General features: G+C 33.3%; 14 protein-coding genes. 5 read left to right on the forward strand and 9 right to left on the reverse strand.

The genetic code is table 11. The features are described 5' to 3' along the window. Nucleotides 1-7 precede the first annotated feature (7 nt). Both B8963_RS14640 and B8963_RS14645 read right to left on the reverse strand, forming a co-directional pair. Nucleotides 8-2,959: an amidohydrolase family protein gene (locus B8963_RS14640; protein WP_084062903.1), complete on the reverse strand. Its 2,952-nt coding sequence runs from the start codon at nt 2,957-2,959 to the stop codon at nt 8-10. Between the two features lie 142 nt (nt 2,960-3,101). After that, entirely contained in the window at nt 3,102-4,169 is a 1,068-nt protein-coding gene (locus B8963_RS14645) for a DUF3810 domain-containing protein (RefSeq protein ID WP_084062906.1), read from the reverse strand. Between the two features lie 76 nt (nt 4,170-4,245). Here B8963_RS14645 and B8963_RS14650 point away from each other — a divergent pair, with 76 nt between their 5' ends. Together B8963_RS14650 and B8963_RS14655 are read left to right on the forward strand one after the other, a co-directional pair. Next, complete coding sequence (locus B8963_RS14650) at nt 4,246-5,703, forward strand: aminoacyl-histidine dipeptidase (RefSeq protein ID WP_084062988.1); 1,458 nt, start codon at nt 4,246-4,248, stop codon at nt 5,701-5,703. 56 nt (nt 5,704-5,759) lie between these two features. Further along, nucleotides 5,760-6,527: a M48 family metallopeptidase gene (locus B8963_RS14655; RefSeq protein WP_084062908.1), complete on the forward strand. Its 768-nt coding sequence runs from the start codon at nt 5,760-5,762 to the stop codon at nt 6,525-6,527. Between the two features lie 88 nt (nt 6,528-6,615). Here B8963_RS14655 and B8963_RS14660 read toward each other — a convergent pair whose 3' ends face one another. From B8963_RS14660 to B8963_RS14670, 3 genes are read right to left on the reverse strand one after another with little or no spacing between them, the layout of a single operon-like run. Continuing rightward, nucleotides 6,616-7,755 carry a peptidylprolyl isomerase gene (locus B8963_RS14660; protein ID WP_084062911.1) on the reverse strand — a complete coding sequence of 380 codons (1,140 nt, stop codon included), beginning with the start codon at nt 7,753-7,755 and terminating at the stop codon, nt 6,616-6,618. Nucleotides 7,756-7,765: 10 nt separating this feature from the next. Then, complete coding sequence (gene gldI, locus B8963_RS14665) at nt 7,766-8,344, reverse strand: gliding motility-associated peptidyl-prolyl isomerase GldI (RefSeq protein ID WP_084062914.1); 579 nt, start codon at nt 8,342-8,344, stop codon at nt 7,766-7,768. Next, the gene (locus B8963_RS14670) at nt 8,344-9,363 is read right to left on the reverse strand and encodes a DHH family phosphoesterase (protein WP_084062917.1); all 1,020 of its coding nucleotides are present in this window, start codon (nt 9,361-9,363) and stop codon (nt 8,344-8,346) included. The genes gldI and B8963_RS14670 overlap by 1 nt, the downstream gene beginning before the upstream one ends. A gap of 77 nt (nt 9,364-9,440) precedes the next feature. Here B8963_RS14670 and B8963_RS14675 point away from each other — a divergent pair, with 77 nt between their 5' ends. Together B8963_RS14675 and B8963_RS14680 are read left to right on the forward strand one after the other, a co-directional pair. Further along, nucleotides 9,441-10,478, forward strand: a complete 1,038-nt coding sequence (locus B8963_RS14675; RefSeq protein ID WP_084062921.1) for an alkaline phosphatase D family protein — start codon at nt 9,441-9,443, stop codon at nt 10,476-10,478. Nucleotides 10,479-10,574: 96 nt separating this feature from the next. Then, nucleotides 10,575-10,994, forward strand: coding sequence for a nucleoside-diphosphate kinase (locus tag B8963_RS14680; protein ID WP_084062924.1), 420 nt, complete (start codon nt 10,575-10,577; stop codon nt 10,992-10,994). Between the two features lie 66 nt (nt 10,995-11,060). Here B8963_RS14680 and B8963_RS14685 read toward each other — a convergent pair whose 3' ends face one another. The 4 genes from B8963_RS14685 to recF all read right to left on the reverse strand — a co-directional run bounded on the left by B8963_RS14685 (nt 11,061) and on the right by recF (nt 16,282). Then, nucleotides 11,061-14,201 carry a DUF3427 domain-containing protein gene (locus B8963_RS14685; RefSeq protein ID WP_084062927.1) on the reverse strand — a complete coding sequence of 1,047 codons (3,141 nt, stop codon included), beginning with the start codon at nt 14,199-14,201 and terminating at the stop codon, nt 11,061-11,063. 59 nt (nt 14,202-14,260) lie between these two features. Continuing rightward, nucleotides 14,261-14,557, reverse strand: coding sequence for a DciA family protein (locus tag B8963_RS14690; protein ID WP_084062929.1), 297 nt, complete (start codon nt 14,555-14,557; stop codon nt 14,261-14,263). Then, entirely contained in the window at nt 14,557-14,976 is a 420-nt protein-coding gene (locus tag B8963_RS14695) for a hypothetical protein (protein WP_084062932.1), read from the reverse strand. The genes B8963_RS14690 and B8963_RS14695 overlap by 1 nt, the downstream gene beginning before the upstream one ends. Before the next feature lie 220 nt (nt 14,977-15,196). Then, nucleotides 15,197-16,282: a DNA replication/repair protein RecF gene (gene recF, locus B8963_RS14700; RefSeq protein ID WP_084062935.1), complete on the reverse strand. Its 1,086-nt coding sequence runs from the start codon at nt 16,280-16,282 to the stop codon at nt 15,197-15,199. A gap of 124 nt (nt 16,283-16,406) precedes the next feature. Between recF and B8963_RS14705 the strand changes: the two genes are divergently transcribed. Beyond that, nucleotides 16,407-17,183: a tetratricopeptide repeat protein gene (locus B8963_RS14705; protein ID WP_084062937.1), complete on the forward strand. Its 777-nt coding sequence runs from the start codon at nt 16,407-16,409 to the stop codon at nt 17,181-17,183.

Below are 17,183 nucleotides of genomic sequence, written 5' to 3' on the forward strand. Positions count from 1 at the left end.
TCTAATTTTATAAACTATCACAGTTAAATTCTTCTTTATCCTTTTTTCTAGGACCTTGTGTAGGTTTTCCTCCGTCTTTTTCTTTTAACATCATATTAATTAAAAGATTACGCTCTGTTTGTATCGCCTCTCTTTGCAATTTATCTTTTTCAATATCAAAATAAACAGCTCCGTCTATGAGTGTTTTTTCAGATTTTGCATAAACAGATAATGGATGATCTGACCATAATACTAAATCAGCATCTTTACCTTCTTTGATACTACCTGTTCGCTGATCTAAGTGTAATAATTTTGCAGGATTAATGGTTACCATTTTCCAAGCTTCTTCCTCCGAAACTCCACCGTATTTTACAATTTTACCAGCTTCTTGGTTTAGTCTTCTAGACATTTCGCGATCATCACTATTAATAGCTACTGTAATCCCTTGACTATGCATTATCGCTGCATTATAAGGTATGGCATCATTTACTTCGTATTTGTAGGCCCACCAATCGCTAAATGTAGAGCCACCAACGCCATGTTCAGCCATTTTATCCGCTACTTTATACCCTTCAAGAATATGAGTGAAAGTGTTAATTTTAAAATTAAACTTTTCTGCAACTTTCATTAACATGTTAATTTCACTTTGTACATATGAGTGGCAAGAGATAAAACGTTCGCCATTTAAAATTTCGGCAATTACTTCCATTTCTTGATCATAACGGTAGGGCTTTCCGCTTTTCTTTAAAGCATCATATTCTTTTCCTCTTTGGAAATAATTAATGAAAACTTGTTCCACACCCATTCTTGTTTGTGGAAAACGGCTAAAGCTTCCCCAGTTGGATTGTTTTACGTTTTCTCCTAAAGCAAATTTTATGAATTTAGGACTGTTAGCGTAGATCATATTTTGTGCAGATTCTCCCCATTTTAATTTTATTATAGCAGAACGACCACCAATTGGGTTTGCAGAACCATGTAGTAATTGTGCTGAGGTAACTCCACCTGCAAGATTGCGGTAAATATTCATATCCTCGTTATCCACCACATCTTCCATAGATACTTCTGCTGAAGAATTTTGTCCTGCTTCATTTACATCTAATAGTGCAATATGAGAGTGTTCGTCTATGATACCTGCAGTTAAGTATTTTCCGGTTGCATCAATAACTTTGGCGCCACTACCATTTAAATTTGTGCCAATTTTGGCTATTTTTCCATTTTTTACAAGAACATCGGTATTTTCTAATATTCCAATAGCTTCACCAGTCCAAACAGTAGCATTTTTAAAAAGAATGGTTTCTTGTACTGGTTTTGTTGCATTACCATATCCAATATTGGGGTAAGTAACAGCCATTATTTTGGGCGTTTCTTCTGTCTTTTCTTCTTTTTCTTTTTCAGTAAAACTTTTCGTTTTTACCGCCTTGAAAAAAGCTTCTTTTCCAGTGGGTAGAATTAACCTTCCGGATAATTCATCGGAATTATTACGCGCCATGCCAGTCATACGATAAATCTTCTCGCTTTCTTTTGTGTTAAAAGAAATATCCATCCAATTATCGGCATAACTAAGTTTAGAGCTCAGTTTTAAAGTATCTTGTTTAACCTCTAATTTTGGCTTACTTAGTTCCCCTGTAATAGATAGGTTAAACGTTGTGCCATCAATAGGCAGGTTATAATCTCCTCTTATATCTATAGTGTTGATGTCATTCACCACACTTTTATCACCTTGAACCCAATTTTCGTAAAGTGTAGTGCTTTTGTCAAAAATATCACCTGAAGTAATTAAAAAATTGGCAAAACTACCTGGTTGTAAAGATCCAATTTGTGCACTCTTTCCTAAAATACTAGCCGGAACTGTTGTTAAGGCTTCTAAAGCTTTGGTTTTAGAAAGACCAAATGAAATGGCTTTTTGTAGATTCTCATTGAATTTTGATGAAGATTTTGAATCATACATGGTAAATGAAAAAGTAATTCCGTTTTCTGCCATTGTTTTTGGATTGGCGGGAGCCTGGTTCCAATATCTCATATCTTCCAATGAAACATAACCTGCTTGATATGGGTTTGAAACATCATACGCATCAGGAAAGTTTAAAGGCACAATATATTTGGCATTGGTCGCTTTTATATCAGCTATATTCTCGTATTCATCTCCACCTGCTAAAATTACATATTGAATGCCGTAAGCATCACCAATTTTATCGGCAAGCAAATCATTGCCTTTATCTTTCGCTTCAAATATTTGAATTAAATTTTTATTAGCTATTAATGCTTCTAAGGATTGGTCTCGGGTATCAGATTTTCCTTGTGCGTACCAATTCATATCGCTATACATTTGTCGTAATAAAGCAGTGGTACCCATCAAAGAAGTTGGGTAAGACTGATTTTTAACTACACTGCGATCAAAAGAAAAATACTGAGCCGATTTGTTATCCAATACTCTATTGGCATCTGTGCCTTCGTTATTTAAAGCTACCAAAACCCCTGTTCCACGCGCTATACCATCTTGTAGGTGGGTATTTACAACTCCGAAACCAGCTTCACGTAATTCTTTGGCTTTTTTAGCATCGTATTTAAATTGAGCTACCGCGTTGGTTTCTGGCATAATATGGTCATTCCAGTAAAACCCTTCGCGTGAAGGTTCGTACTCTGCTGTTCTTCCACCACCAGATGGTCTTTTTGGCTTTTCTACCCCAAAATCTGAATAAATATCAATAAAGGAGGGATAGATAGATTTTCCGTTTAAATCAATCACCACCGCATTTTTAGGCAAGGTAACTGTATTCCCAACTTGCTTTACTTTACCATTTTGAATTAGCAAAGTTCCTTTTTCAATAATCTGGGTAGGTGTTACATAGATTTTAGCATTGGTAAAGGCGGTGTAATTGTTGTTTTTTGATTTTACGCCATCATTTTTAGGAAAATAATCTTGCGCAAATAATTGGCTGCTGCACCATAGGAAGGTGAGCACGAGTAATCGCAGTTTCATAATGTTAGAATTAGTTAATTAGTCTGTCTTAAAAATAAGTTAAATCATTTTAAGAGGTATAGGATACGCCATTTTTTAACAGTTATTTGGCATGTAATTATGAATCCTTAAAAAAATAATTAGCATTTTAAAAATGATAGAATTATAGTGGGTGCTTTTTATGATAACTCACCATTAACAAAACAACTTTACTATAACTTTTTATACCGTCTTCCTGATTGTTTGCTTTTAAGAAGGTATTAAAAACCGATTTAAAAATGGGTTCTGAAATATTTTCGTAGCGCAACCAAAAGTCATTAAGTTCTTGATAGTTTTTACGAACACCAGGATTTACTTTCGAAATGAGTGAATTAAACGTTTTTTCATCATTCTCCTTTAAATTACTTAAACAGTAGCTCAAGGCATAGGAATAGGCCGCGTATTTAAAATAAATATCATCATTATATAGGGTTGCCAAATAACCTATTAAATTCGTTTCGTTTTCCGCAGAATAGCCAATTTGATGCCCAATTTCATGCCCGCAAATAACAGGGAATCTAAACGCAGGAATTAATGCATTTACCTGTGCTTCATTGGTAAACGGATTTAAATATCCTCCATAACCCATATAACTTATTGGAGTGCTAAAAATAGATTCTTTTAAACTAGCCTGTTCGTATGATAAAAATGGATGGACTTTTTCTAATTGTTGATACCCTGAGATTGTTTTAGAGAATATCTCCTTATTGGAGTAAGGAACAACTATCATTTTGGTGCTATCGGCTGTAATGCTTAGTTGCGTGTCGTTTGTTTTTTTAATTAAGGCAGCGATAAAGGATAAAAGTTCTTCTTTGCTTTTAGTTTCTTCTATTTCTAGTTTATCCGCAATAGGATGTCTGTAATAATTTAATCCCCAGCTTAGATTAAAAGTGAAATAAGCTACAGATAAAACCACAAAACAGTTTCTCAGAAACACTAATTTATTACTCCAGATATACTTACGCTTTTTAATTATGTAGTAAAGAGCTAAAAGTGTAAGAATGGCATAGAGTAGATCACCAACAGAAAAAGGAATCCACCCTAATAAAAAACGATAGCTTTTTGATAGCTGTACATAAAGTCCATTGCTATAGTAGTTTTCGATTATATCTGGATAATTACTTAGCCATTTAATCAAAAATATTTGTGGTACTAGGGAAATAGCAATGGCATTTTTAAGCTTGTTTTTCATGTAAACCTAAATATTTTCTTTTTCAAAAATAGGCTATTCTTTAAGTATGCGTATTTTTGAATCTTATAAAAATTTTATGAATACAGAAATAAGAGCATTAGAGCCAAAAAGTGTTTGGAACAAGTTTGCAGATTTAAATGCAGTGCCAAGACCCTCTAAAAAGGAAGAAAGGGTAATCCAATTTATGTTGGATTTTGGAAAAAGTCTTAAACTAGAAACATTCAAGGATGAAGTTGGAAATGTAATCATTAGAAAACCTGCAACGAAAGGCTATGAAAATAGAAAAATAATTACGTTGCAATCTCATTTAGATATGGTACATCAAAAAAACAATGACACTGTTTTTGATTTTGATACTCAGGGAATTGATATGTATGTGGAGGAAGATTGGGTAAAAGCCAAAGGTACTACGCTTGGTGCAGATAATGGCCTTGGAGTGGCAACAATTATGGCACTTTTGGAGCGTACTGATATTCCACATCCTGAATTAGAGGCGTTATTTACTATAGATGAAGAAACTGGAATGACTGGCGCTATGGGTTTAAAAGCAGGAGTGTTAAAAGGAGCCATTCTTCTGAATTTAGATACCGAAGAAGATGATGAAATAGACATAGGTTGTGCTGGTGGAATTGATGTTACTGCTACAAGAAATTATAAGGAAAAACTTAGTGGTATTGGTGCTATTGCTTTTGAAATAACGGTTAAAGGATTATCAGGCGGGCATAGTGGTATGGATATTCATAAAGGATTGGGTAATGCCAATAAAATTATGAATAGATTGTTATACTCGGCTTCGGAAAAATTTAGGGTTAGAATTTCAGAAATTAATGGAGGAAGTTTACGAAATGCAATTCCAAGAGAAAGTGTAGCCGTGGTAACGGTAGATAAAGCGCATAAAGATGATTTTCTCAAAGAATTTAATTCTTGGTCCGCTACTATTAAAACCGAATTAAAAGTACAAGAACCAAATTTAACAATAGGCTTAATTGAAACTAAAAAGCCTAAAAGAGTTATGGGGAGTCGTACACAAGATAAATTTTTGAAAGCAATGTATGCAGCGCAAAATGGTGTGTATGCCATGAGTGCAGCTATGGACGATTTGGTAGAAACTTCTAATAATATTGCCAAAGTAAAAGTTGCTAATGGAAAAATACATATTGGGTGTTTAACACGCTCTTCTGTAAATTCTGCGAAGTTAGATTTGGCAAATACGCTAAAATGTACTTTTGAATTGGCTGGCTTTTCTGTTGATTTTAGTGGCGAATATCCGGGATGGAACCCCAACCCAAATTCAGCAATTTTAAAAGTATTAAAGGCGCAGTACAAGAAGGTTTTTAATGAAGAACCAAAAGTGGTTGCTTGTCATGCGGGTTTGGAATGTGGTATTTTAGGTCAAAATTATCCTGATATGGATATGATAAGTTATGGTCCAACAATTAAAGGAGCCCATTCTCCAGATGAACGAGTGAGCATTTCTTCCGTTCAGAAATTTTGGAAATTCACCTTAGATATTTTGAAGAATATCCCTGAATAAAGGGATGAAAATGGATTTGTAAAACCATAAATTTGTCTTTAAACAAATAATATATAATGAAAAAAGGAATTTTACTTTTTACGGCTATGCTTTTATCTTTTAGTATCCATGCGCAATTTGGCAAGGTATTAAAAAAAGGGAATGTAGATGCTGGAAAAAAACTTGTAGCAGCTGCATCTTTATCTGATGAAGATATGGCGAAATTATCATTAGAGTCTGTGGTTTGGATGGATGAAAATAATCCTGTTGGAGAAGCTGGAGATGCCTATGCAGATCGATTAGCTAAATTAGTTTCAGGATTTGAATCTGAAGACGGATTAGCGCTGAACTTTAAAGTATACTTGGTAACTGACGTAAATGCTTTTGCAACACCAGACGGCAGTGTAAGAGTTATGGCTGGATTAATGGATTTAATGACGGACGATGAAATTTTAAGTGTTATTGGCCATGAAATTGGTCATGTAAAATTAGGTCATTCTAAGGAACGTTATAAGGCAGCTTATAAAATTTCAGCTGCTAAAGATTTGGCCGTAGCAAATACAGATTCAGGAAAAATTTTAGCTGATGATGAAATAGGTGGTTTTGTTGAAAATGTTCTTAATGCACAATTTTCTCAAACTAATGAGTCCGAATCTGATGAATACGGATTTGATTTTTTAGTACGTCATAATTTAAATTACCATGCAATGGAAGGTGCTTTTACAAAACTTGCTTCTTTAAGTGATAATGGAGGTAAAGGTTCACTTACTTCTTCGCATCCTGGTAGTGCAAAACGCGCGGAAAGAGCAAAAGAGTGGGCAGATAAGCAAGATGCTAAAAAATAATTAATTAGATAGAGTAATAAAAAAGCTTCATTCCATTTTTAATACGGAATGAAGCTTTTTTTACAGATAATATTTTGGGGTTTATCTTTTAGTTAGATATGCTAACCAGTTCCAAATCAAATATCAAATCGGTATTTGGTCCAATTGGCCCTCTACCAGCTTCGCCATAACCTAAGTGTGCAGGAATAAATACTCGTGCCTTTTCACCTTCTTTTAAATTCATCACAGCTTCTTTAAATCCGGCAATCATTTGAGCATCTAAACTTACCAACATTGGCATTGGTTCGTAACCCATTTGATCTCTTCGCTGCCAGCTGTATTGACCAAATAATTTGGCAACTTCTTCATAATTACTATCAAATAAACGTCCGTCTTCAAAGTAACCTGCATAATATAAGTTAGCAGTTTCTCCAATTTTAGCAACACTACCAGTACCTTCTTTTAAAGTATATATTTTTAATCCAGAAGCTAAGGTTTTAGCTTTGCTTTTTTGGTCAGCTATTTCACTTGTAAAAGTTGCCATGGAGCTTTTCATATTAGCTTGGCGTTCCGCTTCGATTCTTGCAGCTTCTTTCTCTCTAATTTCCTCGTCTGCAAAATATTTAGTCATTACTGCAACAGCATCAAACTTTTTAGCTTCTTTACCGTTACGAATAATCTTTACTTTATTCATAACTACAGCTTCTACAGGTTTATCATTAGCACCTGTTTTTACGTTTGCAATAGAATCTAACACATCTAAACCATTTACAACTTCTCCAAAAACAGAGTGTCTACCATCTAACCAAGGGGTTGCTTTGTGTGTTATAAAAAACTGACTTCCATTTGTTTTAGGGCCAGAATTTGCCATAGAAAGAATTCCTTTTCTTGAATGTGATAATGAATCCACAAATTCATCTGCAAAACGATATCCAGGATTACCCATCCCTGTAGCAGTAGGATCACCACCCTGAATCATAAAATCTTTCATTACTCTATGAAAAGTAAGTCCGTCATAATATTTTTTTCCTTTTAAACTATCGGTAACAAAAGGATTATCGCCCTCTGCTAGTGCAATAAAGTTCGCAACAGTTACAGGCGTTTTTTCAAATTCTAATTTTACAATAATGTCACCTTTTGAGGTTTGGATATCAGCAAAAACGCCATCACCTAAATCGGCTGTTTTACTAGATTTACAACTTGTTATAAGTGCAGTTGCAATAAGAAATAAACTAAAGAATTTTTTCATTTTTTTTAAACTATTTAATTGGATTTTGCTCTATTTTAAGAATTTCTATTGATGATTTAATGGGTGTATTAGGTTCTATTTTATTGTCATCGCCATGATAACCAAAACCTAAGGATGAAGGGAATAAAAAGGTTGCTTTTTCTCCTTCTTTTAATAACGTAAACGTATTTCTTAAACCTTTGAATAAGCTTGGTTTATCCACTTTTATTTGTTGCACCCCAATTTCTTTTGCTGAATAAATGGTATCATTTGTTAAGGTCATGATGTTGTAGGTTAAGGTTACAATATCTTCTCCTTTAGGGATATAGGTTGTGCTGTCGTTTTTAGTTTCGTAATAAAACCAAGAGCCACTTGAGGTAGGTAAATACTGATGTAAAGTATCTTTTTTTACCAAAGCATTAATAATACCAACTTCTATTGCTAGGAGCTCTTTGTTGCGCTCTACGGTAGATTTTACAATTTTTGGAACAGAGCTGCGTATAGGCTTTCTAGCTTCTGGGCCATCGCAACTAAAAAGGAATAGGGCAATTAAAAAATAGAGGCTATTTTTTACGTGTGTCTTGCTATTGTTTTTTATGTGTGCCAACATTATAACTGGTTTATGTCGTTTTTATATTTCGGTAGCAAGGATACAAAATACTCCTCAGTTTCTTTTAAAGAAACATCGCTTTTTCCACCAGCGGCATTATGATGCCCACCACCTTGAAAATGTGCTCTTGCAAATTCATTGACTGAAAAATCACCTTCCGATCTAAAGGATATTTTAATAATACCTTCTTCTTTGTTTTCAATAAATATTACTGCAAAGCGAATTCCATCTAAAGTAAGTCCATAATTCACAAAGCCTTCGGTATCTCCTTTTTTATAATTATAGGTGTCTAATTCTTCCTGACTAAGTGTAATATATGCCGTAGCATAGTCTTCTAAAATAACCATGTTTTTTAGCGCACAGCCTAATAAATGTAATCTACTAGGCGAATTGGTATCGAATACAACATTATGTATATAGGTATTCTTCGCTCCTCTATCAATAAGGTCGGCTACAATACGGTGTGTGGTACTTGTCGTAGAAGAAAATTTAAAAGAGCCAGTATCGGTCATTATTCCTGCATATAAGCAATTCGCCATTTCAGCGGTTATTTTATCCGTGTCTCCTAAGAAATTAATAAAATTATAGACCATTTCGCAGGTAGAACTCATGGTAACATCCGAGTAGGTCACCAAGGCATAGTCCGAAGGTTCTTGATGGTGATCTATCATGATGAATTCTGCAGTAGCTTCTTCTAAGTTAGATTGCATTTGACCTACGCGCCCAAGGTGATTAAAATCGAGTGTAAAGATTAATGTGGCTTCTTTTAAAACCCGTACCGCTTGTGAGTTTTCTACTTCAAAATTTAGAATTTTATCACTGCCAGGCATCCATTTTAAAAATTTTGGAGCATCATTAGGGCTAACTATGGTAGCATTTTGCCCCATGTTATTTAAATAATGCCACAAACCTAGCGTAGAACCAATAGCATCGCCATCTGGGTTTTTATGTGGGATTATTGCAATTCTTTGCGGAGTGCTTAGTAAGCCTTTTATGCGTTTTATATCTTCTAAATTCATGGCCGCAAAGATACTATTTTATAACATAGTGGTAACGTTCAAAGTGGTATTTTTGTAGTACCGTAAACTTAGATTACATGAAAAAAGCAACGCGATTTTTTGGACTATTATTTTTTGCAATCATTTTTAATTTACACGCACAAGATGATAAAAAATTGACAGATTCCATTGGGCTACCAGATTTTACCATAGCATTTGGGTCCTGCAATAAACACAATGTAGATAATTTGTTGTGGGATGATGTTCTTAACACTAATCCAGATGTTTGGATTTGGGGCGGCGATATAATTTATGCCGATACAGATAAGATGCCAAAACTTAGAAGGCTTTATACCTTGCAAGATAGCGTGCCAGGGTATATGGCATTACGCACAAAAATTCCTGTTATTGGTACTTGGGATGATCATGATTACGGACTTAATGATGGTGGGGAAGAGTTTAAAGCTAAAAAGGAAAGTCAGCAGGAGTTTCTAGACTTTTTAAAAGTGCCAAAAGATAGTCCAAGAAGAAGTCAAGAAGGGGTATATGCTTCGCATGTGTACAACACGGTAAAAGGCTCTATTAAGGTAATTGTGTTAGATACCCGTTATTTTAGAACAGCACTTACAGAAGATACCGAAACTAGAAAAAGAAACAAACCAAATGCCTATGGCGATGGCACAGTTTTAGGAGCAGCGCAATGGCAATGGCTATCCGATGAATTGACAAATAGTACGGCAGATTTTAATGTTATTGTAAGTAGTATACAAGTTTTGTCTAATGAACACGGGTTTGAAACATGGGGAAATTTTCCGCACGAGGTAGATAAACTTAAAAAAACGATTGTTTCATCTAAAGCCAAAGGTGTTGTGGTTGTATCTGGTGATCGACATATTTCAGAGTTTTCTAGAACCAAGGTTGACGGATTGGCCTATCCTTTAATAGATTTTACCAGTAGTGGGCTAACGCATACTTATTCATCGTACTCCGGAGAGTCCAATCCGTATAGAGTAGGAGAGGTAGTCTTTGTAATAAGTTTTGGAGTTTTAGAATTTAATTTTAATGAAAAACAAATACATTTTAAAATGATAGGTGATAATGGCAAGCTGTTAGGAGAATTAAAACAAGGGTATTAAAAGCTTAATGCTATGCGCTTTGCCTTTTCATCAACAGTTTTAGAAAACTGTTGTAGAATATATTAAAAGTAGTACTTTTGCACAAAAATTAAGAAAATGACAACAAATAGAACATTTACAATGCTTAAGCCAGATGCTGTTGAAAACGGACATATTGGTGCTATTTTAGACAAAATAAATGCTGCTGGATTTAAGATTGTAGCTATGAAGTTAACGCAACTGAGCAAGAGAGATGCGCAAGCTTTTTATGCAGTGCATAGTGCACGTCCTTTTTATGGTGAGTTGGTAGACTTTATGTCAAGAGGGCCAATCGTTGCGGCTATATTAGAAAAAGAAAATGCAGTAGAAGATTTTAGAGCTTTAATTGGTGCAACAAACCCTGCTGAAGCTGCTGAAGGAACCATCCGTAAAATGTTTGCTAAGTCGGTTGGTGAAAATGCAGTACACGGTTCTGATAGTGATGAAAATGCTGCTATCGAAGGTGCTTTCCATTTTTCAGGAAGAGAAGTTTTCTAGTAAAACAGTACATAATTCAATGATAAGGCTACCTAGAAATGGGTGGCCTTTTTTTTGTTGAAAAGACTATCCTATTGCAAGTTTTGCTGCATCTTTCCACATATAATTAGGCATTGGCACTTCAATTTTCCATGTAATACTCATTGGTTTTGAACCATAATGGCTTATATATTTTGCTTTTCCTACGAATACATAACCCATAGTATTACTGTATTCGTCTTTTGCTTTTTCTCTAATGAAAAGAAGTATGATTTTATTCAATTTTTCGTGTTCAATATAAGTAATTCCTTTTCCCATATTTGGTCGCGTTTGGTTTTGCGATTGCCAGTGAAAAAGAATGTCATTTATGGCATAATCATCATACATAGTTGTTGGAGAAAAATTTTCTTCGGATTTAATTAAATCAATAAATAAAATTTCTGTATTGTTTGCTTTATTTTCAGCAACGCCTTCTCTATTAGATGACTGTTTTTCAAATGTACTCATACCAAAGGCGACCAAAATCTGGTCTCTAGTATAACGTGAATGTAATTTTAAGGGTTGATTAAATGGTAACGCGATGTCACATTCTTTAAAATCAATTAGTTCTAATTTATATTCTAAGAATTCTATTATTTCTTTTACCAGAGTTGGATTAGATGCAATAGATTTTAGACTAGATTGTAGATTTTTAAAACTACTCTGATTTTGCCAGACATCATAATGTAGCATTAGTGCAAACAGATTTTCTTTTTCATTGTTGATATCTTCAGAGTATTCAAAATTGTTTTTAGCAATATCCAAAATGAAATTAAAATAGCTAAGGGAATTTGTAGCAAGCCACTTATTCTTTATTGCACTTAAAATTTCTTTTTCATTGATTTTACTAAAATTGGAGATTTTGCCAGCTTGTTCTTTTAACCTGCTCCAAGTATCTTTTTTGTAAATAGTTTCAATTGGAATATGATATAATGTACTAAAGTTTTTAAGCGTTAGAGGTAAATTTGAATGAGATTCAAAAGTTCTAATTTTTTGTATAATTTGATTTCTATTAATTGAAGTGGCGTTTCTAATATTATCTAAAATAAATTCTTTTGCTTTTTTCTCCAAAATTATGGAACAACCTAGTGGTAAATGCGGGAAATTGTCCTCAACTTCTTTTTTAATGGAGGTGTTTGTTTTGCCTATTAATGCTCTAAATTTTCCTTCAAAATCATATTCTGGTCGGGAGTTAGAAACAAAGTCAAGCACACTTAGAACTTCTTTTTTGTCATATAATCTTAAACCCCTTCCTAATTGCTGTAGAAAAACAGTTAAACTTTCCGTGGGTCTTAAAAATAATACGGTATCAATTTCTGGAATATCAATTCCCTCATTGAAAATGTCAACAACAAAAAGATAATTAATTTCTTTAAATTTTAATTTTTGTTTTAAATTTTCTCTTTCCTTATTGTTTTTACTTGTTAAATAGGCCGCCTTTAATCCGGCTAATAAAAATTTTTCAGACATAAATTTGGCATGTTCAATGGTAATACAAAAACCTAAAGCACGAACATCTTGAATATCTCTGGTGTATTTTTCTAAATGTGTTATGATTTCATTAACTCTTCTATCATTGGCGGTGTATAAATTGGTTAATTCTTTAGCATCATATTTGCCTTTTTCCCAACGAACATTACTCAAATCAACGCTATCTGTTATTCCAAAATATTGAAACGGACACAAAAGTTTTTTGTTCAATGCTTCGGGCAATCTTATTTCAGCAGCAATTCTATCTGAGAAATCGTCTAATATGTTTTTACCATCCATCCTTTCAGGGGTGGCGGTTAAACCAAGTAGTATTTTTGGTTTAAAATATTCTAATAATGACCTGTAACTTAGTGCTTGACTATGATGAACTTCATCAATTATGATGAAATCATAATATTCAGGACTTAATGAAATGTTTTCTAGTCGATTGTTTATTGTTTGAATTGATGCAAAAAGAAATTCGTAATTATCTGGTTCTAAACCATCAACCCAAAGTTGTCCAAAATTATTATTTTTTAGCACTCCTCTAAAAGTATAAAGTGATTGGGATAATATTTCTTTTCGATGTGCAATGAATAATAAACGAGAATTTTGGTTTTTGTCTAAGTAAGATTTAAAATCAAAAGCAGATATTACCGTTTTTCCAGTTCCTGTAGCAGCTACTAACAGATTTTTATATCTATTATGTACACTTCGTTCTACTTCAAGCTTCTCTAAAATTTCTTTTTGATATGCATAAGGTTTAATGTCAAAAAAATTTGCTGAAAACGTATTGTTATATTTGTTTCCTCCGATGTTTAAAGCATCTTTTAACTTCGAACTGTGTATGGTGGAATCGAAAGTTTCAAACTCATTATTTTGCCAATAAGATTCAAATGTTTTCTGAAATTTATCAATGATATGACTAACTTCTTTAGTAGTGATTTTTAGATTCCATTCTAGACCATCTGTTAAAGCTGATCTTGAAAAGTTTGAAGAACCTATATAACCAGTGTGAAAACCAGAATTTCTATAAAATAAATATGCTTTTGCATGCAATCTTTCGTTACCAGTATTATATGAAACCTTGATTTCTGTGTTTTCTAATTCGGATAGGACTTTTATTGCTTTAAAGTCTGTAGCTCCCATATAAGTGGTTGTAATAACTCTTAAGTTTCCTCCACGTTTTGTAAATTCTTCAAGTTCATTTTTTAAAATTATTATTCCTTTCCATTTAATAAAAGACACGAGTAAGTCAATTCGATTGGAAGAAAGTATTTCTTTTTTTAACTCACTTTCTAACGACAATCCTGAATTTCCACCAGTAAATAGTTCACTTTGTGTTAATCGGGTATATGGTGTTATTGTTTTAAGATGTTCGTCAAAATTAGAAAAATGAGCATCCAATTTATTGAAAATAGCTTTTAGAATTTTTCCTTCCGATTCTATTAAGTTTTCATCAAAATCCTCGTTATTTAATTCATCTTTAAGTAATGAAATGATTTTATTTGCAAGCGAAATTTGATTCTGTATTGCGTTTTCACCGGTAATTTGTTTTAATACTAAGGAGACTACAGATGCAATATGATTAGATAGTAGTAAGGTCGCTTCGGTCTTATCAATATAAGAAAACTTATATTGAAATAAATCTTTATTAGGTTCTTCAATTTTACTTGAAACAAGTTTAGTTACTAACTCTTCGTAAATTCCTTGGTTCATTTTTTAAATTTAAGATTAAACAAATTGGAAATAAGAAAAATTTATCAATTTAAAACACCCTACCTCAAAACCAATTTCTTCACTATTTCTTTGCCTAGTTCTTCATTTAGCATGGTCACTATCTTAGATTTACCATGGCTCAATTCTTCACGTAAAACGGAAGAGGAAAGTGAAATAAATAAGGTGTCGCCACGTAATTCTATGGCTGTAGTATAATTATTAACGCCATTACCCATAAGTTTAGCCCAAGCTTCACGAGCGTCTACTTTGTCTATGCCTTTTTGCAATTTATTAGCGCTAATAAATTCTTGCAATGCTTCGCTTAGTGGAATATGATCGTTCTTCCTTTTTGCCATTATTCGTTGAGGTTTATAGGTACATAGCGCTTGTAAAAATACGTGAAATTGTCTTCTCCGGTTACTGAAAAATTATCTTTAGTAACGGTTTTTAAGGTTTCTGTCCATTCACTAATGTCCGTTTTGTACTGCATTAAAAATTCATCATCTCTTTGAATAATGGTAAATAACTCTGCATCATCGGAAGTAATATAGGTGCCTTCAAAAGTGGGGTTTACCTTTTTTCGAAATCCTTTTAAATCTTTTACTTCAATAAAATCTATAGTTTCATTCACTTTGTATTCTTTCTTTTGTCCGTCTGGCAGGATAACTTTTTCAATTTCCCAATAGCCATTTAAAAACGACAACTGCTCTTCTGTAACCTTTGAATTACAAGCGGTCAAGATTATTGTGAATATCACCAGTATACTTTTTTTCATCTTTTTAATTAATTTCTAAGTCCTAAACCATGCTTTGGTTCTCAATACTATTTTTGTTGTGTTTCACTTCTCAAAAATCACTCGAACTGACATTTTTTTATGTTTAATCGTTTCTTAATACATAATTTTTTAGTTTCCTTAAACCTTAAACCTTAAACCTTAAACCTTAAACCTTAAACCTTAAACCTTAAACCTTAAACCTTAAACCTTAAACCTTAAACTATTTCCCTAATTCAAACATTTTATACGATTGGTGAATGGTTTTTATTACATTTTCCGTACGTTCCGCATGTGTATCACTAATGAATAATTGCCCAAAATTTTCATCGTTTACTAAACTTATAATATGACTTACACGGTGTTCATCTAACTTATCAAAAATATCATCTAGCAATAATATAGGGGTGGTTTTAGATTGTTCTTTAATAAAATGAAACTGGGCTAGTTTTAAAGCTATTAAAAAGGATTTTTGTTGCCCTTGACTACCAAATTTTTTAATGGCATGTTCGCCTAAATCAAAATTTAAATCGTCTTTATGGATTCCAACGCTAGTGTATTGCAAGGCTCTGTCTTTGTCTAAATAGCTATCAAATAACGATAAAAGCGAATCATTTAAAAGTTTGCTTTCATATACTAAAGATACCGCTTCATTTCCGCCAGAGATTATTTGGTACTGCTCCTTAAAAATAGGAACAAAAGTGTTTAAAAATGCAACACGTTTGTTAAATATTTGTGTTCCAAAACCATGTAGTTGCTCATTATAAACACTGAGGGTGGTTTTGTCAAAAGTTTGGTTAGCGGCAAAATATTTTAAAAGCGAATTTCGCTGAACGAGGATCTTGTTATATTTTATTAAGGTTTGCAGGTATTCTTTGTCGGATTGCGAGATAACACCATCCATAAATTTTCTACGTGTATCGCTGCCCTCGGTAATTAAATCCCTATCGGAAGGGGAGATAATTACCAGTGGTAAAAAGCCAATATGGTCTGCAAATTTTTCATAGGCCTTTCCATTTTTCTTTATAATTTTCTTCATGCCCTTTTTAAGGCTGCAAACAATTTTCTCTTCGCGATCGTTTTTTTCAAAATTACCTTCTATTACATAAAAATCTTCTCCATGTTTTATGTTTTGTGTGGCAATTGGGTTAAAATAACTTTTGCCGAATGACAAATGATAAATGGAATCTAGAATATTGGTTTTTCCAATCCCATTTTGACCTACAAAACAGTTGATTTTACTATCAAATTCAAGATTTTGGGAGTCAAAATTTTTGTAATTTATAAGGGATAATTTCTTCAGAAACATGCTCTGTAACGCTATTTTTTTTGTTGAATCGTAGATGAACGTGCAAATTATCGAAAAATAACGAATAAGAAGCTTTCCATTTTGAATAAAAACTTTATTTTTGCCCGATTATTAAAATTAAGCAATGGCTACATACAAGAAGCGCGGATATAAAGCAAAAGAAGTAAAAATAGATCAAACTGATGACGTTGATTTCAACGAGCAAGACAGTACAACAGCTGAGGTATTCAATACTTTAGATGAAAGTGCTAACAAAACTGAGGAGTGGGTATCTAAAAATCAGAATTACATTCTTGGTGTTATTGGAGCAATAGCCTTAGGGGTACTTGGTTATTTGGCTTACGAACAGTTTGTAGCTAAACCAAAAGAAGTAAATGCAGGAAACGATATGTTTTATGCAATGCAACAATACAATCAGGCATTACAAAGTCCTGTTGCTCAAGATTCATTGTACAACCTTGCCCTACATGGTGTAAATGGTAAATATGGTTTAATTGATGTAATTGATAATTATTCAGGTTCTGCTAATGCTAATTTAGCAACCTATGCTGCAGGTATGTCGTACTTAAATACGCAAAAATACCAAGAAGCTATAGATTATTTAAGCGATTACAAAGCTAATGATGCTATGACTGGTGCAATTGCCAATGGAGGAATTGGTGATGCGTTCATGCAATTAAATCAAGCTGGTGAGGCTTTAGAGTATTATGAAAAAGCAGTTGCTGCTTCAACAAATGCCTACACTACGCCAATGTTTTTACAAAAAGCTGCTGTTACAGCAATGGAGCTTAATAAAAATGATGTAGCGTTAAAATATTTCCAAAGAATTAAAGAAGAATTTGCAAAGTCACCAGAAGCTGCTTTAGTTGATGCGTACATTGCAATGGCTAAAAATAAATAA

This window comes from Cellulophaga tyrosinoxydans (assembly GCF_900176415.1).
Classification (GTDB): domain Bacteria; phylum Bacteroidota; class Bacteroidia; order Flavobacteriales; family Flavobacteriaceae; genus Cellulophaga; species Cellulophaga tyrosinoxydans.

Bases quoted from the DNA above. Each gene is read 5' to 3' on its own strand.
- B8963_RS14670 (WP_084062917.1), bottom strand. From the start codon at position 9,363: ATGAATTTAGAAGATATAAAACGCATAAAAGGCTTACTAAGCACTCCG.
- B8963_RS14675 (WP_084062921.1), top strand. From the start codon at position 9,441: ATGAAAAAAGCAACGCGATTTTTTGGACTATTATTTTTTGCAATCATT.
- B8963_RS14705 (WP_084062937.1), top strand. From the start codon at position 16,407: ATGGCTACATACAAGAAGCGCGGATATAAAGCAAAAGAAGTAAAAATA.
- B8963_RS14690 (WP_084062929.1), bottom strand. From the start codon at position 14,557: ATGGCAAAAAGGAAGAACGATCATATTCCACTAAGCGAAGCATTGCAA.
- B8963_RS14660 (WP_084062911.1), bottom strand. From the start codon at position 7,755: ATGAAAAAATTCTTTAGTTTATTTCTTATTGCAACTGCACTTATAACA.
- gldI (WP_084062914.1), bottom strand. From the start codon at position 8,344: ATGTTGGCACACATAAAAAACAATAGCAAGACACACGTAAAAAATAGC.
- recF (WP_084062935.1), bottom strand. From the start codon at position 16,282: ATGTTTCTGAAGAAATTATCCCTTATAAATTACAAAAATTTTGACTCC.
- B8963_RS14685 (WP_084062927.1), bottom strand. From the start codon at position 14,201: ATGAACCAAGGAATTTACGAAGAGTTAGTAACTAAACTTGTTTCAAGT.
- B8963_RS14655 (WP_084062908.1), top strand. From the start codon at position 5,760: ATGAAAAAAGGAATTTTACTTTTTACGGCTATGCTTTTATCTTTTAGT.
- B8963_RS14695 (WP_084062932.1), bottom strand. From the start codon at position 14,976: ATGAAAAAAAGTATACTGGTGATATTCACAATAATCTTGACCGCTTGT.
- B8963_RS14650 (WP_084062988.1), top strand. From the start codon at position 4,246: ATGAATACAGAAATAAGAGCATTAGAGCCAAAAAGTGTTTGGAACAAG.
- B8963_RS14645 (WP_084062906.1), bottom strand. From the start codon at position 4,169: ATGAAAAACAAGCTTAAAAATGCCATTGCTATTTCCCTAGTACCACAA.
- B8963_RS14680 (WP_084062924.1), top strand. From the start codon at position 10,575: ATGACAACAAATAGAACATTTACAATGCTTAAGCCAGATGCTGTTGAA.
- B8963_RS14640 (WP_084062903.1), bottom strand. From the start codon at position 2,959: ATGAAACTGCGATTACTCGTGCTCACCTTCCTATGGTGCAGCAGCCAA.